Origin of the sequence: Promicromonospora sp. AC04, from assembly GCF_003058225.1 — a bacterium.
In the GTDB taxonomy this organism is placed as follows: Bacteria; Actinomycetota; Actinomycetes; order Actinomycetales; family Cellulomonadaceae; genus Promicromonospora.
In genome coordinates this window covers 22887-48089 of the sequence record NZ_QBUG01000014.1, presented here as the reverse complement: position 1 = coordinate 48089, position 25203 = coordinate 22887, and the positions used below count along the sequence as shown (strand labels likewise).

Annotated in this window: 25 protein-coding genes; 14 read left to right on the top strand and 11 right to left on the bottom strand. The window is 71.2% G+C overall.

What is annotated here, in order from left to right; genetic code table 11:
- Positions 1–40 precede the first annotated feature (40 nt).
- Positions 41–826 carry an ABC transporter ATP-binding protein gene (locus C8K30_RS27490; protein ID WP_108496091.1) on the bottom strand — a complete coding sequence of 262 codons (786 nt, stop codon included), beginning with the start codon at positions 824–826 and terminating at the stop codon, positions 41–43.
- 43 nt (positions 827–869) lie between these two features.
- Between C8K30_RS27490 and C8K30_RS27485 the strand changes: the two genes are divergently transcribed.
- On the top strand, positions 870–1631 hold the full coding sequence (locus tag C8K30_RS27485) for a hypothetical protein (RefSeq protein WP_108496090.1): 762 nt from the start codon (positions 870–872) through the stop codon (positions 1629–1631).
- A gap of 15 nt (positions 1632–1646) precedes the next feature.
- Here C8K30_RS27485 and glgA read toward each other — a convergent pair whose 3' ends face one another.
- On the bottom strand, positions 1647–2870 hold the full coding sequence (glgA, locus tag C8K30_RS27480) for a glycogen synthase (protein WP_199230742.1): 1224 nt from the start codon (positions 2868–2870) through the stop codon (positions 1647–1649).
- Between the two features lie 161 nt (positions 2871–3031).
- Here glgA and glgC point away from each other — a divergent pair, with 161 nt between their 5' ends.
- Complete coding sequence (gene glgC, locus C8K30_RS27475; protein ID WP_108496089.1) at positions 3032–4273, top strand: glucose-1-phosphate adenylyltransferase; 1242 nt, start codon at positions 3032–3034, stop codon at positions 4271–4273.
- 138 nt (positions 4274–4411) lie between these two features.
- Positions 4412–5038, top strand: coding sequence for a phosphoserine phosphatase SerB (gene serB, locus C8K30_RS27470; protein ID WP_108496088.1), 627 nt, complete (start codon positions 4412–4414; stop codon positions 5036–5038).
- Positions 5039–5074: 36 nt separating this feature from the next.
- On the opposite strand, the gene C8K30_RS27465 is transcribed toward serB, so the two are convergent.
- The 3 genes from C8K30_RS27465 to fabG form a co-directional block, all read right to left on the bottom strand.
- Positions 5075–5617, bottom strand: a complete 543-nt coding sequence (locus C8K30_RS27465; protein ID WP_108496087.1) for a histidine phosphatase family protein — start codon at positions 5615–5617, stop codon at positions 5075–5077.
- 17 nt (positions 5618–5634) lie between these two features.
- Positions 5635–6405 (bottom strand): enoyl-ACP reductase FabI, encoded by a 771-nt coding sequence (fabI, locus tag C8K30_RS27460; protein WP_108496086.1) that lies wholly within the window; start codon positions 6403–6405, stop codon positions 5635–5637.
- Between the two features lie 161 nt (positions 6406–6566).
- On the bottom strand, positions 6567–7310 hold the full coding sequence (gene fabG / locus C8K30_RS27455; RefSeq protein ID WP_108496085.1) for a 3-oxoacyl-ACP reductase FabG: 744 nt from the start codon (positions 7308–7310) through the stop codon (positions 6567–6569).
- Between the two features lie 253 nt (positions 7311–7563).
- On the opposite strand from fabG, the gene C8K30_RS27450 reads away from it, so the two are divergent.
- From C8K30_RS27450 to C8K30_RS27440, 3 genes are read left to right on the top strand one after another with little or no spacing between them, the layout of a single operon-like run.
- Positions 7564–7965 carry a DUF3099 domain-containing protein gene (locus tag C8K30_RS27450; protein WP_233257518.1) on the top strand — a complete coding sequence of 134 codons (402 nt, stop codon included), beginning with the start codon at positions 7564–7566 and terminating at the stop codon, positions 7963–7965.
- Between the two features lie 11 nt (positions 7966–7976).
- Entirely contained in the window at positions 7977–8228 is a 252-nt protein-coding gene (locus C8K30_RS27445; RefSeq protein WP_108496084.1) for a hypothetical protein, read from the top strand.
- Positions 8225–9259 (top strand): SURF1 family protein, encoded by a 1035-nt coding sequence (locus C8K30_RS27440; protein WP_233257517.1) that lies wholly within the window; start codon positions 8225–8227, stop codon positions 9257–9259. The genes C8K30_RS27445 and C8K30_RS27440 overlap by 4 nt, the downstream gene beginning before the upstream one ends.
- A 349-nt stretch (positions 9260–9608) precedes the next feature.
- Here C8K30_RS27440 and C8K30_RS27435 read toward each other — a convergent pair whose 3' ends face one another.
- Positions 9609–11207, bottom strand: a complete 1599-nt coding sequence (locus tag C8K30_RS27435; RefSeq protein ID WP_108496083.1) for an ABC-F family ATP-binding cassette domain-containing protein — start codon at positions 11205–11207, stop codon at positions 9609–9611.
- Positions 11208–11375: 168 nt separating this feature from the next.
- Here C8K30_RS27435 and C8K30_RS27430 point away from each other — a divergent pair, with 168 nt between their 5' ends.
- Both C8K30_RS27430 and C8K30_RS27425 read left to right on the top strand, forming a co-directional pair.
- Entirely contained in the window at positions 11376–12578 is a 1203-nt protein-coding gene (locus C8K30_RS27430) for an MFS transporter (protein ID WP_108496082.1), read from the top strand.
- Positions 12579–12639: 61 nt separating this feature from the next.
- Complete coding sequence (locus C8K30_RS27425; protein WP_108496081.1) at positions 12640–13296, top strand: hypothetical protein; 657 nt, start codon at positions 12640–12642, stop codon at positions 13294–13296.
- A gap of 70 nt (positions 13297–13366) precedes the next feature.
- On the opposite strand, the gene C8K30_RS30820 is transcribed toward C8K30_RS27425, so the two are convergent.
- The 3 genes from C8K30_RS30820 to C8K30_RS27410 form a co-directional block, all read right to left on the bottom strand.
- Positions 13367–14026, bottom strand: coding sequence for a hypothetical protein (locus C8K30_RS30820; RefSeq protein ID WP_158281140.1), 660 nt, complete (start codon positions 14024–14026; stop codon positions 13367–13369).
- A 238-nt stretch (positions 14027–14264) separates the two neighbouring features.
- A complete protein-coding gene (gene thrS / locus C8K30_RS27415) occupies positions 14265–15617 on the bottom strand; it encodes a threonine--tRNA ligase (RefSeq protein WP_108496079.1) in 1353 nt (450 codons plus the stop codon).
- Between the two features lie 158 nt (positions 15618–15775).
- A complete protein-coding gene (locus tag C8K30_RS27410; protein WP_108496078.1) occupies positions 15776–16666 on the bottom strand; it encodes a neutral zinc metallopeptidase in 891 nt (296 codons plus the stop codon).
- Positions 16667–16883: 217 nt separating this feature from the next.
- On the opposite strand from C8K30_RS27410, the gene C8K30_RS27405 reads away from it, so the two are divergent.
- Positions 16884–17930: an MBL fold metallo-hydrolase gene (locus C8K30_RS27405; RefSeq protein WP_108496077.1), complete on the top strand. Its 1047-nt coding sequence runs from the start codon at positions 16884–16886 to the stop codon at positions 17928–17930.
- 19 nt (positions 17931–17949) lie between these two features.
- On the opposite strand, the gene C8K30_RS27400 is transcribed toward C8K30_RS27405, so the two are convergent.
- Complete coding sequence (locus C8K30_RS27400) at positions 17950–19428, bottom strand: serine hydrolase (protein WP_108496076.1); 1479 nt, start codon at positions 19426–19428, stop codon at positions 17950–17952.
- A gap of 503 nt (positions 19429–19931) precedes the next feature.
- Between C8K30_RS27400 and C8K30_RS27395 the strand changes: the two genes are divergently transcribed.
- A complete protein-coding gene (locus C8K30_RS27395; RefSeq protein WP_108496075.1) occupies positions 19932–21260 on the top strand; it encodes a hypothetical protein in 1329 nt (442 codons plus the stop codon).
- Positions 21261–21312: 52 nt separating this feature from the next.
- Complete coding sequence (locus tag C8K30_RS27390) at positions 21313–22905, top strand: FAD-binding protein (protein WP_108496074.1); 1593 nt, start codon at positions 21313–21315, stop codon at positions 22903–22905.
- 70 nt (positions 22906–22975) lie between these two features.
- On the opposite strand, the gene C8K30_RS27385 is transcribed toward C8K30_RS27390, so the two are convergent.
- The gene (locus tag C8K30_RS27385; RefSeq protein ID WP_108496073.1) at positions 22976–23629 is read right to left on the bottom strand and encodes a DedA family protein; all 654 of its coding nucleotides are present in this window, start codon (positions 23627–23629) and stop codon (positions 22976–22978) included.
- 193 nt (positions 23630–23822) lie between these two features.
- Here C8K30_RS27385 and C8K30_RS27380 point away from each other — a divergent pair, with 193 nt between their 5' ends.
- Genes C8K30_RS27380 through C8K30_RS27370 form a run of 3 tightly spaced genes read left to right on the top strand, consistent with a single transcriptional unit; the run spans position 23823 to position 25098 of the window.
- Positions 23823–24194, top strand: coding sequence for a helix-turn-helix transcriptional regulator (locus tag C8K30_RS27380; protein ID WP_108496072.1), 372 nt, complete (start codon positions 23823–23825; stop codon positions 24192–24194).
- Positions 24191–24694, top strand: a complete 504-nt coding sequence (locus C8K30_RS27375) for an SRPBCC family protein (protein ID WP_199230734.1) — start codon at positions 24191–24193, stop codon at positions 24692–24694. The genes C8K30_RS27380 and C8K30_RS27375 overlap by 4 nt, the downstream gene beginning before the upstream one ends.
- Positions 24691–25098 carry a VOC family protein gene (locus C8K30_RS27370; protein ID WP_108496071.1) on the top strand — a complete coding sequence of 136 codons (408 nt, stop codon included), beginning with the start codon at positions 24691–24693 and terminating at the stop codon, positions 25096–25098. Before C8K30_RS27375 ends, C8K30_RS27370 begins: the two co-directional genes overlap by 4 nt.
- The last annotated feature ends 105 nt before the right edge of the window (positions 25099–25203 follow it).

The following is a 25203-nucleotide window of genomic DNA, read 5'->3' as shown; positions in this document are numbered from 1 at the left end:
GAGCGGATCGGCGAGGCGGAGCCGCGCGGTTCGGCGTCGGTCAGCGCGCGGCACGGGCGAGCCAGCGCCCGCCGCCGTGCGCCACGACCAGCGGGATCCCGAACGCCGCCGAGAGGTTGTCCGCGGTGAGGACCTCCTCGATCGGACCGGCGGCCTGGATGCCTGCCTTCTTCATGAGCAGCAGGTGCGTGAAGCCCGGCGGGATCTCCTCGACGTGGTGCGTCACGTGCACCAGCACGGGCGAGGTGGGGTCGCTCGCGAGCTCGGACAGCGCGCCCACCAGCTCCTCGCGGCCGCCCAGGTCGAGGCCTGCGCCGGGCTCGTCGAGCAGCAGCAGCTCGGGGTCGGTCATGAGCGCACGCGCGATCTGCACGCGCTTGCGCTCGCCCTCCGAGAGGGTGCCGTAGGTGCGGTCGGCGAGGTGGTCGACGTCGAACGCCGCCAGCAGGTCCTTGGCCCGCTGCTCGTCGAGCTCGTCGTAGCTCTCGCGCCAGCGCCCGGTCACGCCGTAGGCGGCGGTCAGCACGACGTCGCGCACCGACTCCGCCGTCGGCAGCCGCTCGGCGAGCGCCGCGCTCGAGATGCCGATGCGCGGGCGGAGCTCGAACACGTCGACCTTGCCGATGGTCGAGTCCAGGACGGTGGCCGTGCCCGACGTCGGGTGCAGGCGCGCTGCGACGATCTGGAGGAGAGTTGTCTTGCCCGCGCCGTTGGGACCGAGAACGATCCACCGTTCTCCCTCGTTCACCTGCCAGTCCACGGAATCAAGGATGGTGGAGGTGCCGCGACGGACGGTGACGCCCGCGAGTTGGAGAACCGAGCTCATGGGCTACGACCTTACCTGAGGAGGAGTCATTTACAGTTCTGCGGTGGACACCGATCAGGACCTCCCTCGGAGCGTGCTGCTTGCCCTGTGGCTGCAGGGCATAGGCGACACCTCGGACGCCGTGAAGTCCGTGGTGGGCGACGACGAGCCGCACACCGTGGAGGGGCTAGCCGGCTTTGCCGACGGAACCGACCTCGACACCCTCTTCACCGCCTGGACGACGGGGCCGCGCGAGGTCTGCGCGCTGCTGCCCGCACCCGGCGACGCGGCGGGTGTCCCCGCCGTGGCCAACCACGAGGCCACCGAAGCCGGCGAGTGCGTGGTGATCACGACGCCCGCCGGGAGCTGGGCCGCGATACCGCGCGTCCAGGCGTTCGGCAGCCACATCGAGCCGGGGCACATGGTGACGTGGCAGGTGCTGGCGGTCCCCGAGTGGACCACCCTCGTGCTCGGCACCGTCGGGTCGATCGCCGACGCCGAGCGAGAGCTGCGCACGAGCCTGATGACCGCGACGGACGCCCTGGACCAGCTCGACGTCGCCCGCTGGCGCGACGACGCCGCCGACGCGATCGAGCGGATCCGGTCCGCCACCACGTCGTCGTGGCCCGTGCCGCACCTGGACGGCCGGCGCGCCCGTGTGCTCGACCTCGCCGCGCGCCTGCGCGCGATCGTCGCCCTGGGCACGGTGGACGACGGCGGCGCCGTGAACGTCTGGCAGGTCGACCAGCGCTCCACGGCACTGCGCGAGGTGGACCGCACGGCCCGCCACGCCATGAGCGCGGCCACCTACGGCCGGGTCGCCTGAGCCTCTTGGGACCGTTCAGGCCTGCGCGAGCACCTGCCGGTAGACGTCCATGGTGCGGTCCGCGATCGCGGACCAGGTGAAGTGTTCCTCGGCCCGACGGCGGCCGGCGGCTCCCATCACCGCTGCTCCCTCGGCGTCGGTCACCGCGCGGGTGAGCGCGGCGGCGAGGTCGGCGACGAAGCGCTCGGGGTCCAGCGGTGTGCCGGTGCCGTCGTCGGCCTGCTCGATGGGGACCAGCAGGCCGGTGACGCCGTCGTCGACCACCTCGGGGATGCCGCCCGTGGCCGTGCCCACCACGGGCAGACCAACGGCCATGGCCTCCAGGTTCACGATGCCGAGCGGCTCGTAGACGCTCGGGCACACGAAGACGGTGCACGCGGCCAGGACCGCGATGAGGTCTGGTCGCGGGAGCATCTCCTCGATCGAGACGACGCCGGTGCGGGACTCCCGCAGGCCCGCGGTGAGGGCCCGGACCTCGGCCATGATCTCGGGCGTGTCGGGCGCGCCGGCACACAGCACGAGCTGCACCTCCGGCGGCAGCTCGGCGGCGGCTCGCAGCAGGTACGGCAGGCCCTTCTGGCGGGTGATGCGGCCGACGAACACGACGGCGGGCCGCTCCGGGTCGATCCCGTACCGGCGCACCGTGGCCTCGGCCGCGGCCTGCGCTGCGGCGTCGCCGGCGTCGGGGCGCCGCCAGCCCGACAGGTCGATGCCGTTGTGCACCACGTGCACGCGCTCCGGGTCGAGCTCCGGGTAGACGCGCAGGATGTCGGCCCGCATGCCCGCGGAGACGGCGATGACGCCCGCGGCCCCCAGGTAGGCGGTGCGCTCCGCCCACGAGGAGAGCGCGTAGCCGCCGCCGAGCTGTTCCGCCTTCCAGGGCCGAAGCGGCTCCAGGGAGTGCGCGGTGACGACGTGCGGCACGCCGTGCAGCAGGCCGCCGAGGTGGCCGGCCATGTTGGCGTACCAGGTGTGGGAGTGGAGCAGGTCGGCGCCCGCGACGTCGTCGGCCATCAGGAGGTCCGTGCCCAGGGTGGCCAGCGCCGCGTTCGCGCCCGCCAGGGCGGCCGGGGTGGCGTAGCCGGTGACGCCGGACGCCTCGGTCGCGGCGTCGCGCGGGCCGTCGAAGCAGCGCACCCGCACGTCCGCGTGCTGCCCCAGCACCGCGGCCAGCTCGGCCACGTGCACGCCCGCGCCGCCGTACACGTGCGGCGGGAACTCGCGGGTCAGCAGGTCCACACGGAGCGTGTCCGAGGGCCGCTGGGCGGCGTCCGGGACGGGGCCGGGGGCTGGGCGGTGGGCGGGGGCGGGGGCGACGTCGGACACGGTGCAAACCTAGCGCGCCGGAAGTCACAGCGCGCCACCTGACGTATCGGTGCGAAAAGCCTTAATCTCACCGTATGGCTTCCGCCCCCCGCGTCCTTGCGATCGTCCTCGCCGGCGGCGAGGGAAAGCGGCTGATGCCGCTGACCGCCGCCCGCGCCAAGCCCGCAGTGCCCTTCGGCGGCATCTACCGTCTGGTCGATTTCGCCCTGTCCAACATCGTCAACTCGCGTTATCTGCACGTCGTCGTGCTGACGCAGTACAAGTCCCACTCCCTGGACCGCCACATCTCCAAGACGTGGCGCATGTCGCCGCTGCTGGGGAACTTCGTGGCGCCCGTCCCGGCGCAGCAGCGCGTCGGCAAGCACTGGTATCTCGGCAGCGCCGACGCGATCTACCAGTGCCTGAACATCATCGACGACGAGCGCCCCGACATCGTGGTCGTGGTCGGCGCCGACCACGTCTACCGCATGGACTTCTCCCAGATGGTGGACGCGCACATCGAGTCGGGGGCGCGCGCGACGGTCGCCGCGATCCGGCAGCCGATCGGCATGGCCGACCAGTTCGGCGTCATCGACGTGGACCCCGGCGACCCCTCGAAGATCCGCGAGTTCCTGGAGAAGCCGACCGACCCCACGGGCCTGCCCGACTCCCCCGGCGAGGTCCTCGCCTCCATGGGCAACTACGTGTTCGACGCCGACGCGCTGGTCGAGGCCGTCACCAAGGACGCCGCCGACCCGGACTCGCGGCACGACATGGGTGGCGACATCGTCCCCGCCTTCGTCGCCGAGGGCACCGCCGGCGTGTACGACTTCATCCACAACGACGTGCCCGGCTCGACCGACCGCGACCGCGACTACTGGCGCGACGTCGGAACCCTCGACTCCTACTACGACGCCCACACCGACCTCATCGCCGTGCACCCCGTCTTCAACCTCTACAACAACGAGTGGCCCGTCTACACGGGGTACACGGGGCTGCCGCCGGCGAAGTTCGTGCACGCGGGGCCGGGGCGGATGGGGCACGCGGCGGAGTCGATAGTGTCGCCGGGCGTGCTCATCTCGGGTGCGCAGGCGGCCGGGTCGGTGCTGTCCCCCGGCGTGCACCTGCACTCGTGGTCGAACGTGTCCAACTCGGTACTGATGGACGACGTCCAGGTGCACCGGTACGCGCACGTGCACCGGGCGATCGTCGACAAGAACGTGATCATCAACGAGCGGGCCCGCATCGGCGTGGACCACGACGAGGACCGCGCGCGGGGATTCACGGTGACGGAGTCGGGCCTGGTCGTGGTCCCGAAGGGCACGATCGTCGACTAGGCGCCTGCGAGGGGCGACGGGGCGAGCGTAGGGGTAGTCGCTCTCTGAGTGCTCAGAGAGCGACTACCCCTACGCTCGCCGCTCGCCCTCGCGGGAAGTGGACGGCGGGGCGGACCAGCGAGGCACTCCGGCACACTGGTGCGCGTGAAGCGACTCATCGTGACCGACGTGGACTCGACCTTCTTTCGCGAGGAGGTCATCGAGCTGATCGCCGAGCACGCGGGCACCCGGGACGAGGTCGCCGCCGTCACCGAGCGCGCGATGCGGGGTGAGCTCGACTTCGCGGCCTCCCTGCGGGAGCGGGTGGCGACCCTGGCCGGCGTCCCCGTCACGGCGCTGGACGAGGTGCGCGCGGCGGTGGAGCTGATGCCGGGGGCCCGCGAGCTGGTCGCCGAGTGTCACGCCCGCGGCTGGGAGTTCGGGCTGGTTTCGGGCGGGTTCGCGGAGATCGTCGAGCCGATCGCGAGCGAGCTGGGGATCGAGCTGGTGCGGGCCAACCGGCTCGAGGTCGCCGACGGCGTGCTGACCGGCCGCACGATCGGCCCCGTCATCGACCGGGAGGCCAAGGCAGCGACGCTCCGCGAGTGGGCCGAGAAGCTGGGGATCCCGCTGGAGCAGACGGTCGCCGTGGGCGACGGTGCGAACGACCTGGGCATGATCGCCATCGCGGGAGTGGGCGTGGCGTTCAACGCCAAGCCCGTGGTCCGCGAGCAGGCCCCGCACTCGATCGAGGGCCGCCTGGACGCCGTCCTCGACCTCCTCTGACCTCAACCGCCCCCGGCGCCGGGGGCTGTTGGCGGGTCAGGCGTTCGGGCGGGTTACCTCCGTCAGGCGGGCCGTTTTTCGGTCCCAGTCCGACCAGGCCAGGTCGGCCTCCAGGACCGAGTACGTCGCCGTCGGGACGCCGACGCGGACCTGCGCGACGGCGCCGTCCTCCGAGCCCGGGCCGGCCAGGAGCTCGGCCGTACCCGCCATGGCGGGCTCGTGGCCGATCACGAGGACGGTCCGGGCCGCGGGGTCGAGCTCACGCACCAGCGCGAGCACCCCGCGGGGCATCGCGCCCAGCAGGTCGTCGGTGAAGGCCACCGGCGGATCGCCCAGGTGCTTGCGCGCGAGGTCCCAGGTCTGCCGCGTGCGGAGCGACCCGGAGACGAGGACGGCGTCGGGCACGAGACCGGACGCGACCAGAGCCGCACCGACCTTCGCTGCCTGGTCCCGGCCACGCAGGGCGAGCGGCCGCTTCTCGTCGGGAAGTTCCGACGCCGGCTCCGCCTTCGCGTGCCGGAGCAACACCAGTCGCCGCACCGGCGACGTAGTGGGCTCCGTGCCCGACGCTCTGCCCATCAGTGCCTCCTGCCCATCTATTGACCCATGGCGTGCACGCCGCCGTCGACGTGCACGATCTCACCGGTGGTAGCCGGGAACCAGTCCGACAGCAGCGCGCACACGGCACGTGCCGCCGGCTCCGCGGTGGTCTGGTCCCAGCCGAGCGGGGCTCGGGTCGGCCAGGCATCCTCCATCGTCGCGAAGCCCGGGATGGACTTGGCGGCGGTGGTCCGGATCGGCCCTGCCGAGACGAGGTTGCAGCGGATGCCCTCGGGACCGAGGTCTCGCGCCAGGTAGCGGTTCGCGGACTCGAGGCCCGCCTTGGCCACGCCCATCCAGTCGTAGACGGGCCAGGCGAACTGCGCGTCGAACGTCAGGCCGACGACGGCGCCGCCGTCGGTCATGAGCGGCTGGGCGGCCACGGCGATCGACTTGTACGAGAACGTGGAGACGTGCAGCGCGGTGGCGACGTCCTCCCAGGTGCCCGACAGGAAGTTGCCGCCCATGACGGACTGCGGCGCGAACCCGATCGAGTGCACGACGCCGTCGAGGCGGTCGAAGCCCTCCGCGCGCACGGCGTCCGCCAGCGCGTCGAGGTTCTCCTGGCTGGTGGCGTCCAGCTCGACCACCGGAGCCTCCACCGGCAGGCGCTTCGCGAAGGCCTGGGTAAGCTTCATCTGCCGCCCGAAGGACGAGAGCACGACCTCAGCGCCCTCCTCCTGAGCGAGCCGGGCGGCGTGGAATGCGATCGACGAGTCCGTCAGCACGCCCGTGACGAGCAGCTTCTTACCTTCGAGGAGACCCATGTTGTCCTTCCGATCAGGCGCAGGCGTGCCGAAGGCGACCCCTGCGCTGGGTGCGAGCGTAATGCGGATCACGGCGTGGAACGAAACTCCGCGCCGTACTTCATGTCGAGAGTGTTGGATATGTACGGGCGAAACCGCAGGTAGCGGCGTCAGAGTACGGGTCAGTGCCCCATCCCGAGCCCACCGTCGACGGGGATGACCGCACCCGAGACGTAGCCCGCGGCCTCGGACGCGACGAACGCGACCACTGCCGCCACCTCGTCCGGCGCGGCGAAGCGGCGGGCCGGGATCGTCTTGAGGTAGCCGCTGCGCAGGTCCTCGGACAGCGCGGCCGTCATGTCGGTCTCGACGTAGCCCGGCGCGACGACGTTCGCGGTGATGCCGCGCGCGCCGAGCTCACGGGTGATCGAGCGGGCCATGCCCACCAGGGCCGCCTTGGACGAGGAGTAGTTGACCTGGCCGGGCCCGCCGGACATGCCGACGATCGAGCCCAGCAGCACGATGCGGCCCTTCCGGGCCCGGATCATGCCCTTCGACACGCGGCGCACGCAGCGGAACGTCCCGGTGAGGTTCACGTCGACGACCGACTCGAACTCCTCGTCGCTCATCCGCATGAGGAGCTGGTCCTTCGTCACGCCGGCGTTGGCCACCAGCACCTCGACCGGGCCCAGGTCCGCCTCGATGGCGGTGAACGCGGCGTCGACGGCCGCGGTGTCCGTGACGTCGGCCACATAGCCCTCAACGCCCTTGGGCAGGTCGCCGCCGCGGTAGATCGTGGCGACGCGGTCGCCGTCGGCCACAAAACGCTCGGCGATGGCGCGGCCGATGCCGCGAGCGGCACCCGTCACTACGACTACCCGGCCGGTGGTGTCGGCGATGCTCTGAGTGGCGGGCGTGGTGGTCACCTGAGGCTCCTCGATGCTGGAACGGTGCTTTCGCATGGAGGCCGCGCGGGGCTGGGGCTGCGGCCGGATTCCTGGGGAGACCCGGGTCTCGTCCCAGGTCCGCTGCGACGCTACCCCGCGCGTCGGAACCGCGCCGCGCGCGGCGGGCCACAGTGATCCACTGGTCCTTGTCGGTTTCCTACAACCCGCCCGCGCGTGTCGAGGCACGCCTGGCGCGTGCCCTGCGGGTTCCCCGCGCACGTAGACTGGCGGAATGAGCGAGCCGGTACCCTCCATCACCTCGGCCCCCGAGCCGCTGGCGGTGGACCAGGCACGCCGCACGCGCAGCTACCTCATCCAGATGTCGATCCGCGTGGTCTGCATCATCGGCGCCGTCCTGGTCGACGGCTGGGTCCGCTGGGCGCTCGTGGCCGCCGCCGTGGTGCTGCCGTACTCGGCGGTGCTCATCGCCAACGCCGGCCGGGACCACGCGACGCACGACACCTCCCCCGTCACGCCCGCGGCCGCTCCGGCGCTCACCGAGCTGCCCGACGGCGCCGGCTCCGCCGGCACCCCGGACTCCCCCGATGTGCCCGGCTCTCCGGGCGCTCCGGGCGCTCCGGGCTCTCCGGGCTCTCCGGGCGCAGGCCGCGTCATCGATCACGTGGACGACTGAGGGGACTACCGATGGACCTCCTCGGACTCTCGGGCCCCGCACCCGACCCCGTGCCCGACGGCGAGCTGATCTGCAGCGCGAAGGGCTGCCGCACGCAGGCCGCGTGGGGTCTGCTCTGGAACAACCCGAAGCTGCACACGCCCGAGCGGCGCAAGGTGTGGCTCGCGTGCGACGAGCACCGCGAGCACCTCGAGCAGTTCCTGGCGTCGCGGTCGTTCTGGAAGCAGACGGTGGCGGTGGCCGAGCTGGACCGGGTGTCGTGAGCGACAGCAGGTTGGCCCACGCCCCGGAGGCCGGCGGCCCGGACGTCCACGCCCCTGGTTCCGGCGGGCCGCAGGCCGGCGGTCCTCAGGCCGGCGGCCCGCAGGCCAGCGGTCCCGCCGCAGCCGACGACGCCCGTGGACCGCGCACGACCCGCCAGTGGGTCATCCTCGCGGTGGCCGCGGTGGTCCTGGCCGCCCTGTGCCTGGTCGCGGGCCGCTGGCAGTGGAACCGGTCCGAGTCCCGCAACGCCGAGATCGACCTCATCAACGCCAACTGGTCGGCGCCGGCCGTGCCCGTGGACGAGATCCTGGACGGGCCGGGCGCCGTCGTACCGGACGACGAGATCTGGCAGCGGGTGGAGCTCGAGGGTGAGTACGTCGCGGACGCCACCGTGCTGCTCCGCAACCGGCCCGTGGGCGGGCAGGGCGGGTACCACGTGCTCGTGCCGTTCGAGGCGCAGCTCGCCGGGCAGGACATCGTGATCGTCGTCGACCGCGGGTTCGTACCGCTGGGGTCCGACGCTTCGTCACCCGATGCGGTGCCCGCGCCGCCGTCGGGCACCGTGACCGTGGTGGCCTCCCTGCGGGCGGACGAGCCCGCGTCGAGCCGCGGCGCGCCCGCCGGGCAGGTGCAGGCGATCTCGACCGCGCAGGTGCTCGCCGCAGGGCCCGACGGCGCCGGGTGGGCAGAGGGCCGCACCGTCGGCGCGTATGGCGCCCTGCGCTCGGAGGAGCCGGCCCCCGAGACCCAGCTCGCCGCCCTGCCCAAGCCGGACACCGACCCCGGCTCGCACCTGTCGTACGCCTTCCAGTGGTGCATCTTCGCGATCGGCGCGATCGGCGGGTACATCCTGCTGTGGCGCCGCGAGCGCGGGGCGCTGCGCGGCGAGAGCGTATCGGCGGGCGACCTGCTGCTGGCCTCGGGCGAGGCGTCCGACGGCGACGGCGTCCGCGCACGCAGGCCGACGCGCGACCGCCGTCCGACCGCGGAGGACGAGGAAGACGCGCTGATCGAGGCCCAGCTGCACTGAGGCGCGCGCGCCCGTCGATCGAGCCGCAGCTGTTGGTCGAACAGCCCGTCGCGACCTGCGCGACCTGCGCGACCTGCGCGACCTGCGCGACCTGCGCGACCTGCGCGACCTGCGCGACCGTCGCGACCTGCGCGGCCGTCGCAGCCGTCGCAGCCTCCGAAGCCGTCGCGACCTCACGGCCAGGGCGACCTGCGCTGCCAGGGCAGCCGGGGTGACTACAAGTCTGCGGAGTGTGTTGCTCTGCGTAGACGTTGTCTACGCAGAGCAACACACTCCGCAGATGTAGTGGTTCCCCCGGCCCGTCGCCGGGCTCCGGCTCTGTCACCTGAGCCGGCAGTTCGCTCGGGGCTCAGGCGAGCGAGACCAGCTCCTGGTAGCTGTCGTTCCAGAGGTCCTCGTCGCCGTCGGGCAGCAGGAGGACGCGCTCGGGCTCCAGGGCCTCGACGGCGCCGTCGTCGTGGGTCACCATGACCACCGCGCCCTCGTACGTCTTCAGGGCTCCGAGGATCTCGGCGCGCGACGCTGGGTCGAGGTTGTTGGTCGGCTCGTCCAGGAGCAGCACGTTCGCGCCGGACACCACGATCGTCGCAAGCGCCAGCCGCGTCTTCTCGCCGCCGGACAGCACGCTGGTGGGCTTGTCGGCGTCGTCCCCGCTGAACAGGAACGAGCCGAGCACCGAGCGCACCTGCGTGTCCGTGAGGTCGGGCGCGGCGTGCCGCAGGTTCTCCACGACCGTCACGTTCATGTCGAGCGTGTCGTGCTCCTGGGCGTAGTAGCCGAGCTTGAGGCCGTGGCCGGGCTCGACCTCGCCCGTGTCCGGGGCCTCGACGCCCGCCAGGATGCGCAGCAGCGTCGTCTTGCCCGCACCGTTGAAGCCGAGCACGACGACGCGGGACCCGCGGTCGATCGCCAGGTCGACCCCGGCGAACACCTCCTGGGACCCGTACGCCTTGGACAGCCCGCTCGCGGTCAGGGGCGTGCGCCCGCAGGGCGCGGGCGTCGGGAAGCGCAGCTTGGCCACGCGGTCCGAGGCGCGCTCGGCCTCCAGCCCGCCGAGCATCTTCTCGGCGCGCTTGATCATGTTCTGCGCGGCGGTCGCCTTGGTCGCCTTGGCCCGCATCTTCTCGGCCTGGGCGAGCAGCGTGCCTGCCTTCTTCTCGGCGTTGGCCCGCTCCCGCCGACGACGCCGCTCGTCCGTCTCGCGCTGCTCCAGGTAGCTGTCCCAGCCCAGGTTGTACTGGTCGAGCTCGCCCCGGTTCGCGTCCAGGTGGAACACCTTGTTCACGGTGGCGCGCAGCAGGTCGACGTCGTGGCTGATCACGATGAAGCCACCGTTGTACGCCCGCAGGTAGTCGCGCAGCCAGATGATCGAGTCGGCGTCGAGGTGGTTGGTGGGCTCGTCCAGCAGCAGCGTCTCGACACCGCTGAACAGGATGCGCGCCAGCTCGATCCGGCGGCGCTGGCCGCCGGAGAGGGTGCCGAGCGGCTGCGCCAGGACGCGGTCGTCCAGGCCCAGGTTCGCCGTGATGATCTGCGCCTCGGACTCGGCGGAGTACCCGCCGGCGGCCAGGAACCGCGCCTCCAGCTTGGGATAGCGCTCCATCGCGGCGTTCTGCGTCGCCGGGTCCGCCGACGCCATCTCGCCCTCGGCCGCGCGCATCTTCGCGATGACCTTGTCCAGGCCGCGCGCGGACAGCACGCGGTCCATCGCGAGGACCTCCAGGTCGCCCGTGCGCGGGTCCTGCGGCAGGTAGCCGATGTCGGTGCCGCGCACGATCTGCCCGCCCGTCGGCTGGGTCTCGCCCGCGAGGGTCTTGGTCAGCGTGGTCTTGCCGGCACCGTTACGGCCGACGAGGCCGATCCGGTCGCCCGAGGCGACCCGGAAGGTGGCCTCGCTCAGCAGCACGCGCGCGCCGACGCGCAGCTCGACGCCATGGGCAGTGATCACGCAGGTGTTCCTCACAGTTAAGGGGTGGGCAGCTCGTCGTTCGGCCCACGGCGGCGGGGGCCGGTCCAGTCTAGAGGGTGCGGGCCCGGCACCGGACGGGTCGCGACGAATCTCACTGTTCTTCAGTTCGCCTTGTTATTCGGGCCGGCCCCGTCTGGGATGGGACCCATGCCAACCTCGAGCCCCCGGCCCACGCCCTGGCAACCGGGCGATGTCCGCGAGGCGGCCGGCGGCCTGTTCGCCCTGGCCCTGGCCACGTTCGTCGCCATCACGACGGAGCTGGTCCCGGTGGGCCTGCTCCCCCTGATCAGCGACGACCTCACCGTCTCCGAGGCCGTCGCGGGGCTCCTGGTCACCGCGTACGCGTTCATGGTCGCGGCGCTCGCCCTCCCCCTGACGTCGGCCACGCGCCGGCTGCCGCGCAAGGCCGTGCTCCTCGGCGCCCTCGCGATCTACACCCTGAGCAACGTGATCGTGGCCCTCGCGCCCACGTTCGCCCTCGTCGCCGTGGCCCGGGCGCTGGGCGGGGCCTCCCACGCCGTCTTCTTCTCGGTGAGCATCGGGTACGCCTCGCGCCTGGTGCGCCCGCACCTCGCCGGCCGCGCCCTGGCGCTCGTCACGCTGGGGGCGTCAGCCGGGTTCGTCCTCGGCGTGCCCCTGTCGACGTCGCTCGGCACCGCCGTCGGGTGGCGCACCTCCTTCTTCGTCCTGGCCGGGGCGTGCGCGCTTGCCGGCGTGCTCACGGCGCTGCTGCTGCCGTCGGTCCCGGGTGGCGGCGCTCCCCCGGACGACGCCGCCCGCGGTGCCCGCCGCACCGCCCTCGCCGGCGTCACCACGGCGAACGCCCTGGTCTATCTCGGCCACTACACGGTCTACACCTACATATCGGTGCTGCTCCTGGCCGCCGGGCTCGCCACCGCCGCGCTCGGCCCCGCCCTGCTGCTGATCGGCGCGCTCGGCCTCATCGGCGCCGCGTACGCGGCCGCCCGGCTCGACGTCCGGCTCCGGCAGACCACGGTGGTCACCCTCGCCGTCGTCGCCGGCGGGGTCCTCGCGCTCGGGCTCGCCTTCCCCGGGACGGTGGGCACGCTCGCGGCCGCGGCGGTGTGGAGCATCGGCTTCGGCGCCTGCGCCGCCGTCTTCCAGACGGCGGCCATCCGGACGCGCGGCGCCTCGCCCGACGTCGTCGGCGCGCTCGTCAACGCCACCGCGAACATCGGCATCGGCGGCGGCGCGGCGCTCGGGGCGCTCGTGCTCGACGGCGCGGGCGTCGCCGTCGTGCCGTACGTCGGCGGGGCGCTGGTGGTGGCGGCGCTCGTCGTCGTGCTGCTGGGGCGGCGGGCGTTCCCGCGCGGCCCTGCCGGCGGGTGATGTCTCTCTGCTTCACTGCCAGAACGCGCGCGCGCAGCGTCGCGGACGTACCGTCCGGCTCATGGGCACTGAAACATCCAGCGTTCCCGTCACTGTCGCCGATGCACTGCCTTACCTCCGAACGGGCCGCCTGGCCCGTGGAGAGGACCTCACCAACAACCGTCCGGCGAGGCACCTGATCGCCCGGCGGCGCGCGTACTTCCGGCAGAACACCGCAGCCGTGCTGCGCGGCCGGCTGACCGGGCGCCCCGACGAGCAGCACCGCGCGCTGCGGCGCCGGATCACCGGTGCTCGCGCAGGGGCCAAGGAGCTCTGGGAGCTCGTCGCGCACCGCCCCATCTGGCGCGTCCTGCAGTCGGTCCGGGCCGACGGCGGCGCCCTCGAGCTCGACCAGCTCGTGATCGGGCCCGGCGGCGTCTACACCATCCACACCGTGTACCGGCCAACGCTCCCCGTCACCGCCGACGCCGCCGCGTACGAAGCGCGCCGGACCCAGGAGATCCTGGGGCGCGCCACGAAGGTGCCGATCACGGTGCGGCCGGTGATCGTCTTCGTCCGCGCCGACCAGCCCCGGGTCGAGGGGCCGCGTGACGGCGTGGAGGTGCTGACCGACAACGAGCTCGTGCCGTGGCTCGAGAGCCGCCGGGCGATGCTCACCGAGCGCGAGCTCGAGATCGTGCACCTGGCGGCCCGCGACCGGCGCACCTGGCCGGGCTGAGCCCAGCGTCCGGCCGGACCACTTCCCGTCGACGAGAGCCCCTGCGCCGGATCCGGCACGACGGCGGGGATCAGGACGACGACGGGGTGCCGGTCGGCTCGGGCGAGGCCGAGGGAGAAGCTGTGGGGTCCGGCGTCGGGTCAGGGGTCGGCTCCGGCGTGGGCTCTGCGCTCGGCGTCGGCTCGACGGTCGGGGACGGCGTGGCTGTCGGAGTCGGCGTGGCTGTCGGCGTCGCCGTGGCCCCACCTGCCGAACCGGTGCCGCCCGTGGTGTCGGTACTGCCGCCGTCCGAGCCGGTGGAGCCGCCCGATTCGGTGGTCCCTTCGCCAGCACCGCCTGCGCCGTTCTGTTCGGGCCGCGTCCCGGATGCCGCCGCCGCGCCCCCGGACCCGTTCGACGACGTCGACCCCTGTGCGCCCTGGCCGGCCTCCGGCGCGTCGGCGGGACCGGATCGCGCCCCGGCCCCGCGCCGCTCCGGTCCAGCGGCATCTTCTGGTGACTGATCATCCGGAGCGACGACCAGCACGTCCACGGCTTCCGCGCTGCCCGGGGCAGCACCGAGGTCTCTCTGGTGGTCGCCCCCCAGCGCGATCGCCCCGCCTGTGCCCAGCGCGACGACAGCGAGCGTCACGCCGCCGGCCACCACCGCCGGCCACCGCGAGCGCGGCCGGTCCGGAACCGGACGGGCCCCGATGGTGTCCGCCGACGACGACGCGGGTTCACCATCCACGGGCGGACCGGACGGCGGCGCCAGGTCCCACGCAGGCACCGGAACCGGCCCCTGTGCTGAAACCGGCACGTGCGCGGTGACCCGTGCCGGCTCGATGTGCTCAAGGTGGCGTGTTGGCCTCGGGTTCTCCACGGCGCGAACGATAGCGCCTTTGGGTGAAATGTCGGTTACACACAGTCGGCCCGTCCAGCTCCTCGACTCCGCGCTCGGTGTACCGGCGCTCCCCCGGCGCCGGTTCTCAGAGCGCGACCCGCGGCACCCGCCCCCGCGCCGCCTCCGCGAGCCGGTCGCCCAGCTCCGCGAGCGGCACGGCGGCCTTCGCGCCCGACGCCGGGTCGGTCACCGCGAGCACCCCCGCCTCGACCTCCCGCGGGCCGAGCACGCCGAGCAGCGCGTCCCGCCGCTTGCGGGCCAGGCGGATCCGGTTGCCCAGCGACCCGTCCCGCTCGACGCGGACCCGCAGGCCCCGGGCGCGCAGGTCGGCGGCCAGCTTCGCGGCCGCGTCGGCAGCGGCCCCGTCGTCGGACACCGGAAGCAGGCAGACCTGCACCGGCGCGAGCCAGAACGGGAGCCGCCCGGCGTGCCGCTCCAGGAGGAACGCGACCATCCGCTCCATCGCCCCGACGGTGCCGCGGTGGATCATCACCACCCGCTCACGCTCGCCCGAGGCGGCGACGTAGGTCAGGTCGAACCGCTCCGGCTGGTTGAAGTCGAGCTGCACGGTCGCGAGGGTCTCCTCGTGGCCGCGCGCGTCGAGCACCTGGACGTCGATCTTGGGACCGTAGAACGCCGCTTCGCCCGCCTCGGCCTGCCATGGCAGCCCGGCCGGCGCGACGACGTCAGCCAGCACCTCCCGTAGTGCCTCCTCCGCCGCGGCCCACTGCTCGGGCTCGCCCAGCCACTTGTCGGAGTCGTCCCGGCCTGACAGGCGCAGGTACGACACCTCGATCCCCAGGGTGTCGAGCACCTCCAGGACGGCGACCAGGGCGGTACGGACCTCAGCCCCGACCTGGTCCGGTCGGCAGAAGACGTGCGCGTCGTCGAGGTTGATCTGCCGCACGCGGCTCAGCCCGGACAGCACCCCGGACCGCTCCGCGCGGAACATCGGCGCGAGCTCCGAGTACCGGACGGGCAGGTCGCGGTACGAGCGGGGCTCGGACGCGTAGATCTGCGCGTGGTGCGGGCAGTTGGCGGGGCGCAGCACGAGCGGGTCGAAGTCGGGGGCGGCGACGCCCGCCTCGCCCTGCGGACCGCCGTCGGGCCCGGAACCGACTCCCGGACCCGAACCGGCCCCGGAACCCGAGCCGCCGAGATACATCGGCGGGAACATGTCGTCCGCGAACTTCGCCCAGTGGCCCGACCGCTCGAACAGCGACCGCTTGCCGAGCACAGGCGAGTACACGGGCTCGCAGCCGGTGCGCAGCGCGACCTCCCGCGCGTACTGCTCCAGCTCGTACCGCACGGCCGCCCCGGCGGGCAGCCAGAGCGGCAGGCCGGGCCCGACCAGCGGGCTGGTGTCGAAGATCCGCATGTCGCGACCGAGGTCACGATGATCGATGACGGCACGGACAGCGTTGGCGGGGACGTTCATGGTTGCTCCTTCGATGGTGGAGCTGCCCCGGCGCCGTCGTGCATGACAAAGGCCCCGGAGCGAGCTCCGGGGCCTGGTTGCTGAGTGCAGATCAGCGCGCGCCGGAGGGGTCCGGCGTCGTCGTGCGTGCGCTGAAGTACATGGCAGCAACCGTAACGTCAGAGGGTGGACGCGTCCAGCGCGTTGCAGTCCTGGATGGTGCCGCCGTTGTAGCCGGTCGAGAACCACTTGACCCGCTGCTCGCTGGAGCCGTGCGAGAACGCCTCGGGGTTGACGTCGCCACCGGACCGACGCTGGATGTTGTCGTCGCCCACGGCAGCGGCGGCGGACAGCGCCTGGTCCAGCTCGTCCCGCGTGATGGGTTCGAGGAAGGTGACGCCCGTGTCCGGGTCCTCGGTGGTCGCGGCGTTGCCGGCCCACATGCCGGCGAGGCAGTCGGCCATCAGCTCGATGCGCACGGAGTCGGACTCCGGGCCCGTGCCCGACCGGTCGGCCCGCTCGAACAGCCCGAGCTGGTTCTCGATGTGGTGCCCGAACTCGTGCGCCGTCACGTACATCTCCGCGAGCGGGCCGCCCTCGGCCCCGAACTGGCTGGAGAGCTGGTCGTAGAACGCGAGGTCCTCGTACACGGTGGTGTCGGCCGGGCAGTAGAACGGCCCCGTGGACGACGTCGCAGACCCGCACCCGGTGTCGACAGCGGAGGTGAAGCTGACGACCTCGGGCAGCTCGTAGTCGACGCCGCCCTGCTCCGGGAGCGTCGCGGCCCAGTAGGCGTCGAGCGACTGGACGGCCGCGTTCAGCCGGCACTCGGCGTCGGTGTTGGCCTGCTCCGCTGTGCAGTCGCCGACGTAGCCCTCCTCGCCGGCACCCCCGGCGTCGGAGGTGGTCCCGCCGAGGATGTCCGCCGGGCTGTTGCCGGTCAGCAGCATGTACGCCAGCGCAATGACGATCACGACGACGCCGCCGCCGCCCACGGCCACTCCGCCGCGCCGTCCGCCACCCTTGCGTACCCGGCCGCCTTCGAACTGCCCGCCCTCGCTGAAAGTCACCTGACAACGCTACCGCGACCGGCGAGGGTCGCCCGGGTTCCGGGACCAGGGTGCGGCTCCGAGGCGGGCCGCGGAAAGCCCCACGCGCGGGGAGTGTGTTGCCCTGCGTAGACGATGTCCACTCGGAGCAACACATCTCGTGCGGCAACGGCCTCGACCTGGCGTCGGCCTCGCGCGCCGACCGGCAGGCCGGGAGGGTCCTTCGTACGATCGGCCGATGGATCTCCCGCGTCATGCCGAGCTCTCGCGTCGCGCCCTCCTCGCCGCGGCGGCGCTTGTCGCCCTGGCCGCTTGCGCCAAGGAACCGGCGGAGAGCGCGAGCCTGTCGTCCGGCGCGCGGCCGTCCGATTCCCCGCGGTCGACCGCGCCACCGGCCGACGCGGCAGGATCCGGCGCAACGGCGACCGATACCGCGTCGCCTGGATCCGGTTCCGGCACGCCGGCCGAGCGCGCCGCTCGGCTGGCGGGCGACGATCCCGTGCTGCTCGCGCTGATCGCGGCGTTCACCTCGGGCGGGCCGCCGCCGTCCGCCCCGGACCCGGAGCCCACGCGGGTATTCGACAACGTCACGGTGGTCGGCACGGACTTCGTCTCGGCGACGGCCGTGGAGACTGCCGACGGCGTGCTCCTCGTCGACGCGCTGGAGTCCCGGGACCAGGCCGCGGACATCCTGGTCCCGGAGCTGCGGGCGCTGGGCGTGGACCCCGCGCGGATCCGGTACGTGGTGGTGGCCCACGGGCATGCCGACCACTTCGGCGGGGCGCAGTACCTCGCCGACCGGTACGGGGCCCGCGTGCTGATGAGCCCCGCCGACTGGGACCTCGCCGCTACGGACCCCTCGCCCGACGTGCCCGAGCGCGACCTGGAGATATCAGACGGGCAGCGGCTCACGCTGGGCGGCACCACCGTCCACCTCCCGTACACGCCGGGCCACACCCCCGGTACCGTCTCGCCGATCTTCCCCGTGTGGTGGCACGGGCGGCGGCACACGGCGATGCTCTGGGGCGGCACGGGGCTCCCGAAGCCGACGTCGGGCAGGCGCGACTACCTGCGCTCGGTGATCGAGTACGCCGCCCTGATGCACCGCTCCGGCGTCGACGTCGAGCTGAACAACCACCCCCAGACCGACTACGGGCTCGCCCGCCTGCGGGCGCTGCGCGACGGGACGACTGGGGCACGCAACCCGTTCGTCCTTGGCCGAGCCGGCACGCACCGCTTCATGAAGGTGCTGGAGCTGATGGTGCGCGACCGGCTCGGCCAGTAGTGGGGAGACCGGGTTCTGGTCAGCCCTGCCGATCCGGGACCGGACCGCGGGCCCGGAAGTCTTCGACCGGCCACGACGTCATGGCGCCGATCCGGGCGGAGACGATGGCGCCGTCGGCGTCGCGCTCGACCTGGACCGGCTCGCCGACCGTGCCGAACCCGGCGACGGGCTCATGCACCAGGCGGCCCTCGGACACGACCAGCCGCTCCACGACCTCGGCGGGCTCCGCCGCGCGAGGGTTGATCACGTGCAGGATCCCGCCGAGGTCCACGACGTCGACGACACCCCACAGGTTGGCGAAGCGCCCGAGGGGCGCGTCGGCCGGGATCGCCGGCACCGGGTCGCCGTCGGCACCCTTCCCGTCGGCACCCTTCCCGGCTGCGCCGACCCCGGCCCCGCCCGCCGTCTCCACGGCGGCGACCTCGGCCGCAGCCGCGAGCGCCAGGTTGATCAGCTGGATGACGCCGGTGGCGATCTGCTCGGCGGCGCCGTCGACGGCGTTGGTCAGGGAGGAGACCACGAGCCCGTCGACCGGGTCGATGTGCGTGCGCGTGATGTGCCCGGGGTATCCGCCGGAGTGCCCGACGAGCTCGCGGTCCCCGATCGTCCTGAGTCCCATGCCGACGCCGTACCGGCCGACCTCCTTGCCGCGCACCACCAGGCGGGACTCCTCGCGCTGCATGATGCGCTTGCTGGCGTCGCTGATCAGGGTGGTGTCGCCGAACACGTGGGCGGCGCCGTAGCGGACCATCTCCAGGGCTGTGGAGTACCAGCCGGTGGCGGCGGCCATGGCGCGGGTGTCGACGTGCGGGATGACGCGGCGGGCGTCGTCGTGCGTGATGCGGCCGGTGTGGCCGGCGGCGTACTCAGCGGCGCGGGCGGGGTCCAGCTCGGTCCCGGTCCGGGTCAGCCCCAGCGGTTCGACGACGGCGGCGCGCGCCACCTCGTCGTACGTCTTGCCGGTGACCTGCTCGATGACGATGCCGAGCAGGCTGTAGCCGATGTTCGTGTACTTGAAGTGCTCGTTGGGCTCGAACACGACGCCCTCGGCGCGCACGCACTCGAGCACCTCCGCGCGGTCGAGGAAGGGCTTGTGGTGCTGCCAGAAGTCGCCGTCGGAGGAGTCGCGGATGATCCCGGCCTGGTGGCCGAGCAGCTCGCGGACGGTGATGCCGGCGGCGCGCGAGCCGTCGAGCTCCGGCACGAGGTCGCCCACGGCGTCGTCCAGGCGCAGCTCGCCGCGCTCGACGAGCTGCATCACGAGGACGCCGGTGAACGTCTTGGAGTGGGACGCGATGCGGAACAGGTGGTCGCTAGTGAGGTCCTCACCGGTCTCGACGTCGGCCTTGCCCCAGGCCAGGTCCACGAAGACCTCGCCGCGCCGTCCGACGGCCAGCTGGAGGCCCGGGATGCCGTGGTAGGCGGCCTGGAAGGAGGCCCACTCGGCGAGGTAGGGGGCGATCGAACGGAGGGTCTGGGCGGTGCGGTCCTCGGTCACGGGTTCCTCTCGGGTCTGGCGGCGCCTCCAATGGCGCCAGGCAGCACGATGCCGGAAGCGGGGCAAAGAGTCACACACAATCTGCCGACAGCCCGCCCGACGCAGGTCCGGGAGCCGGTGGCCAGTCCGCCGAACGCCATGTCGCAGTGCCGGCGCCTTCCTTGGGACCCGTCACCGCACGACATCCGCGTCTGGTGTCGCAGCAGCGCTCCGCCTTGCACGCGCGGCGCGACGTGCGACTCTTGATCCAGAGCCGAATGCGCAGCACTCTTCAAATCTCCAGATTCGTCAAGGCAATGAGGCCGCACGAATGCGTGCGCTTCCGCCTCCCCCACTGACCGGAGCATCGATCCGGCAATCATCGGAGGCGTGTGCATCATCTTGGAAGACTTGTTGGACTCCATCGACGGCATAACCGGCAGCGGAAGCCTCGCCCCACGCGATCACCGAACAGCCCCCCCCCGATCAGGTGACCCAGCCGCGAAACCTGAAAGGAAACACGCATGAACGACCCTTCCGTTTCCCCTCTGCTCTCCGGCACGTCCTACATGGATCTCTTCTACGCCGAGATCGAGCGCATCGGTCTACATATTCGAGACACGCAGATCACTGGAATCTGTGAGGCGATGAAGGTCGCCTACGAGTGCCGGGCCTCCGGCGGCCAGATCTTCTCGCACGTCCTGGTGGGACACTTCGCCATGTTCGCGGCAAGCCCTGGTCTTCCTGGTCAGCCCTCGGTGCTGCCACAGCGTGCCGATCGGAACATCTCAGCGGATTACAACCAGATGAGACCGGGTGACTTCCTGCTCACGAACGGTGCGTCGCTCATCAACCCCGACAAGGGAACAATTCCCGATGTCGGCCCGGACGAGGCTCGCGCCCGAGGTGCGTACACCGTCGGCATCACCTGCAGCTACGCCCGCTTCTACAAGACCCCTGTCGGGGCTTTCCTGCCGGTCAAGATGAGCACCTCCCTCGAGCAGGTCTGCGATCGTGTGCTCGACAGCGGCTGCACATGGAGCTGCGGCGTGATCTCGACTCCAGCGATTCCCGAGTTCAAGATCATCTCTTCCAGCGGGCTCTCGCAATTCCTGGTCTATTGGGCCTGCACGGCCGCGTTGTGCAAGCAGATCAGCACCGAGGGGTCCGATGATGGCGCCGACGCGGCTCTTGAATACCTGGACAACGCCCTGAGGAGCTTTGAGCTTGTCCGCGAACACGAATTCGAGGTGATCGATCGCGTGGCGCGCGCCTGGACCGACCGCGTCCTTCTCTTCGCGAAGGACGCAGATCACCCGCGACTTCTCGTGTACGGGCACTCGCAGGCCGGAACGCCCTACGAAGGCACTCAGAACATGTTTGTCAATGAGGCCTACGAGACGGCCGCCGGCAGCATGATCATGCAGCCCTACGAGTTGTACAAGACGCAGCTCACGGCCGCCGACATGGTGCTCATCGGCGCGATCAGCCCCGACAACAGCGACGAGATCCAGGTCGCGAAGTACGCCAGGCAGATCGGCGCGATGGTCGTCGCGTTCGGCCCCTTCGACGGAGATGGAGGTGCCGGCTCGCTCAGCGATTATGTGGATGTCGCCATCAACACGCACAGCGGCGACGGTGCGGGCGTCCTCGACATCCCGGGCTTTGACGAGCCGGTGTGTCCGGTCAGCGGGCTTTCAGGGAATCTGGTGCTCTGGCTTCTGACTGCTCAATGGACCTATCGCATGGTCGAACGCAACCAGACGCCCAACTACTGGCAGAACTACTGGGAAGTCGGGGCGAGCGAATACGACGACCAGGCACAAGCCAGCTTTCTGGAGCGCGGCTACTGAGGCCCTCTCGACAGCGCTCCGCAACCATCCCGTCGATCCTGGAGTCCTCAACATGTCTACCTCGCCTGCAGGCATCGGTTCACGTCCCGTCGTGCTCAGCGACCGACAAGGATTCGACCGGCGCTGGTTCGCCTCGAAGCTCGAGGCGGTCTATGTCCCCAAGAACGATGCCGAGGCGGTCACCCAGATCAACGACGCCATCTCCCGTTACGGGCGCGACGTCAAGGTCGTGTCCGGACGCCACTGCTACGAGAACTTCATCTACAACGACACGACCAGGGCCATCATCGACATGTCTTCGATGAACCGGGTCGGCTGGGATGAACGGCGGCCTGCGTTCTTCGTCGAGGCAGGTTGTGAGAACTGGTCCGGCTACCGAGCCTTGCTGAACGGCTTCAACAAGACGCTACCCGGAGGATCCTGCTACTCCGTCGGCGCCGGTGGGCACATCACCGGCGGTGGATACGGGCTCCTGTCGCGACTGCACGGTCTGGTCGTCGACCACCTCAGCGCGGTCGACATCGTGACCTGGAACGCGTCGTCGGACAGTGCTGAGCTGCACCACGTGTCGGCGACGAGCGGCACGAAGGACGAACAAGACCTCTTCTGGGCCCTCCGGGGGGCCGGATGCGGCAACTTCGGTGTCATCCTGCGCTACTACTTTGACGATTTGCCCGAGGCCCCGGAGTTCGCCTCGATCTACACCCTCTCCTGGGACTGGTCATCGATCGACACGGCTTCCTTCGCGGACCTGCTTGCCTGCTACGCGGAGTTCGTGAGTGACATGCCCGAGACCGAGTTCAGCTTGCTGAAGCTGACGCATGTGTCGTCCGGGCAGCTCGGCATGATCGTCCAAGCCGTGTCCCCCGCAGGGACCACCTACCTCGACCACCGGGCCGAGGCCGAGCGACGGTACCGAGATACGCGAACGCGTTTCGGGGCGATCGTCGACCATACGCCGTTGCGGAACCCGCTCGGCGGCCATCCCGGGTGGACGACAGGTCTCGTTGGCAACGAGAGCGTGCAGCACGTCACCTACCTCGAAGCGCTGCAGACCATGAACGGTTCGGGCCCCAACCAGTTCGGCAAGTACAAGTCCGCGTACATGAACAAGGCCTTTCCCTCGGATCAAGGCATGAAGATCTACCGCTGGCTCAACACGACGCCGAGAGGCGTTTCCGAGTCGGACATGAGCCAGAGCCTCTTGCAGGTCGACAGCTACGGTGGGGCCATCAATCGGGTCGCTCCCGGCGCGACCGCTGTTCCCCAGCGTGGCGCCATCATGAAGCTGCAGTATCAGACCTACTGGCTCAATGCCTCGCGTCCTGGCAAGGGACACCAGGCTCCCTACGACGCCCAGGCCGACGCGCACGTGGGATGGGTCAACGAGTTCTACCGGGACGTCTATGCCGAGTACGGCGGGACCCCCGACCCAGCCAATGATCCGAGCGGGACGGTCGCAGGCGCGTACTACAACTACCCGGACAGCGTTCTCGGCACACACGCCAAGGGCAACGTCGATGACGCTCTGTGGCTCTACTTCCTCGACAATTTCCGCAAGAACGAGCGGAACCTCGTTGCCGTCAAGCATCGCTGGGATCCTGCGGACATCTTCCATCACGAGCAGTCGATTCCAGTGAAGTGAAATGACTCTTTACCAGCTGATCGAGCGGCTGGAAGCCGCCGAGCCCAGCTGACTGAGTCGCGGCTCGTCCTCAACGCTTCCGTACGTGCCGCGGCGTGTCCTGGTCCTGGCGGTCGCGCAGCGTCTTGACCAGCCACCACACCACCAGCAGGACCACCACCACGATGACGACCTTCTGGAACACGCCGACGCTCTCCTCGACGATGTGCCACTGGTCCCCCAGCAGGTATCCGGCACCGACCAGGATCGTGTTCCAGACGCCGGAGCCGAGCGTCGTGAACGCAAGGAAGCGCCCCAGCGACATGCGCTCCACGCCGGCGGGGATGGAGATGAGGCTGCGCACGATCGGGATGAGCCGGCCGATGAGCACCGCCCAGTCGCCGTGCTTGTTGAACCAGCTCTCGGCCTTGTCGACGTCCTCCAGCTTCACCAGCGGCATCCGGTCCACGATGTTGCGGAGCCGGTCGCGGCCCAGCCACGCGCCCAGCCCGTACAGGAGGACCGCGCCGACCACGGACCCCGCCGTCGTCCAGACCAGGACCTGCCAGAGCACGAGGGTGCCCTGCGACGCCGTGAACCCGGCCAGGGGCAGGATCACCTCGCTCGGCAGGGGCGGGAACAGGTTCTCGAGGGCGATCGCAACGCCTGCGCCCGGTGCGCCGAGGGTCTCCATGAGGCCGATGGCCCAGTCGGCGACGGTGGTGGCGAGGCTTTGTGTCGTCATGCCTCAACGCTAGTCGGGTGTGGGCGGGAGGCCTGCTGCGCTCATCCCCCTGAGCCTGGTGGCGAGCCGCACGAGGGGGTGCGGTTTCCCGCAGTCCGCGCGGCCGACGCCGTCCCTGTCAGGCCGACCCAGGCCTTGACAAGCCGACCGCCAGTGCGATTCCATCACCATATGGTTATGAAACCGATTGGTTATGGGCACGGTCACCGCTGAGCGGCTCGACGCCACGTTCGCAGCCCTCGCCGACCCGACACGACGCGCCATCGTGGCCCGGCTCGCCACAGGCGAGGCGACGGTCACCGAGCTGGCCGCACCGTTCGACATCAGCCAGCCCGCCATCTCGAAGCACGTGAAGGTGCTCGAGAGAGCGGGACTGGTCACCCGCGGCCGAGACGCGCAACGCCGACCGTGCCGGCTCCAGGCGGCACCGCTGCGGGACGTCACCGCGTGGCTCGCGAACTACCGCGACTACTGGGGCGAGAGCTATGAACAGCTCGATGCGCTGCTCGCCGACCTCACCGCCGACGGGGAGTCAACCGCTCCCCCGCAGGGCGGCCTGTCGTGAGTGCCGACGAGCGCCTGACCGTCGCCGCGCCGGGCGATCGCGAGATCGTGCTCTCGCGGACGTTCGGCGCTCCCGCCGGCCTCGTCTTCGACGCGTTGACCACACCACATCTGCTGACCCGCTGGTACGGCGCCCGCGGCTGGAGTCTCGTCGGCTGCACGGTCGACCTGCGCGTCGGCGGGCGCTACCGGTTCGTCTCCCGCGGCCCGGACGACGCCGAGCTGGTCCAGTCCGGAATGTACCGCGAGGTCGAGCGGCCGTCGCGGCTCGTATACACCGAGGTGTTCGACGACCAGTCCTATCCCGGCGAGACCCTGATCGCGCACCAGCTCACCGAGCTGGACAACACCACGACGCTGACCAGCACCTTGCGCTACCCGTCTCCGGAGGCACGCGAGATCGTGCTCCGCTACCCCATGACGCGAGGAGTCGGTCAGGCATACGACCGGCTCGACGCAGTCCTCACCGAGCTCACCCACCCGCACAAGGAGCAACCATGAAGTGGACACTTGAAGTCGTCATCGTGCCGGTATCCGACGTCGACCGCGCCAAAGCTTTCTACAGCGACAAGCTCGGCTTCCACGTCGACCACGACACGAAGATCGGCGAGGGCCAGCGCGTCGTACAGCTGACCCCGCCCGGCTCGGGATGTTCGGTCGTCATCGGCGAAGGAGTCGTGCCGGCCATGCCGCCAGGATCGCTCAAAGGCCTGCAGCTCGTCGTCAACGACGTCACGAAGGCTCGGGCGGAGCTAGCCGGACGAGGCGTGGACGTGACCGAGGTCCAGGTCCTCGGCGAGAACCCGACGCCGATGCCGGAGCCGCTCGACAACGTGGGGTTCTGCTTCTTCAACGACCCCGACGGCAACTCATGGGGTGTCCAGCAGATCTCGACTCGCCCCTGATCAGGCTGGTCCAGCAGCTACCCGGCCGCCCATGCCCCGTCGCCGGGTCCGCCCGCGAGCTGACGTGCGAGCGGCCCCGGCTCGCGCCAGGGCCGCTCCGTGCAG

Coding starts and splice junctions, on each gene's coding strand:
- C8K30_RS27490 (WP_108496091.1), bottom strand. CDS start 826: ATGAGCTCGGTTCTCCAACTCGCGGGCGTCACCGTCCGTCGCGGCACC.
- glgC (WP_108496089.1), top strand. CDS start 3,032: ATGGCTTCCGCCCCCCGCGTCCTTGCGATCGTCCTCGCCGGCGGCGAG.
- C8K30_RS27465 (WP_108496087.1), bottom strand. CDS start 5,617: ATGGGCAGAGCGTCGGGCACGGAGCCCACTACGTCGCCGGTGCGGCGA.
- fabI (WP_108496086.1), bottom strand. CDS start 6,405: ATGGGTCTCCTCGAAGGTAAGAAGCTGCTCGTCACGGGCGTGCTGACG.
- C8K30_RS27450 (WP_233257518.1), top strand. CDS start 7,564: ATGAGCGAGCCGGTACCCTCCATCACCTCGGCCCCCGAGCCGCTGGCG.
- C8K30_RS27445 (WP_108496084.1), top strand. CDS start 7,977: ATGGACCTCCTCGGACTCTCGGGCCCCGCACCCGACCCCGTGCCCGAC.
- C8K30_RS27430 (WP_108496082.1), top strand. CDS start 11,376: ATGCCAACCTCGAGCCCCCGGCCCACGCCCTGGCAACCGGGCGATGTC.
- C8K30_RS27425 (WP_108496081.1), top strand. CDS start 12,640: ATGGGCACTGAAACATCCAGCGTTCCCGTCACTGTCGCCGATGCACTG.
- thrS (WP_108496079.1), bottom strand. CDS start 15,617: ATGAACGTCCCCGCCAACGCTGTCCGTGCCGTCATCGATCATCGTGAC.
- C8K30_RS27405 (WP_108496077.1), top strand. CDS start 16,884: ATGGATCTCCCGCGTCATGCCGAGCTCTCGCGTCGCGCCCTCCTCGCC.
- C8K30_RS27395 (WP_108496075.1), top strand. CDS start 19,932: ATGAACGACCCTTCCGTTTCCCCTCTGCTCTCCGGCACGTCCTACATG.
- C8K30_RS27390 (WP_108496074.1), top strand. CDS start 21,313: ATGTCTACCTCGCCTGCAGGCATCGGTTCACGTCCCGTCGTGCTCAGC.
- C8K30_RS27385 (WP_108496073.1), bottom strand. CDS start 23,629: ATGACGACACAAAGCCTCGCCACCACCGTCGCCGACTGGGCCATCGGC.
- C8K30_RS27380 (WP_108496072.1), top strand. CDS start 23,823: ATGGGCACGGTCACCGCTGAGCGGCTCGACGCCACGTTCGCAGCCCTC.
- C8K30_RS27370 (WP_108496071.1), top strand. CDS start 24,691: ATGAAGTGGACACTTGAAGTCGTCATCGTGCCGGTATCCGACGTCGAC.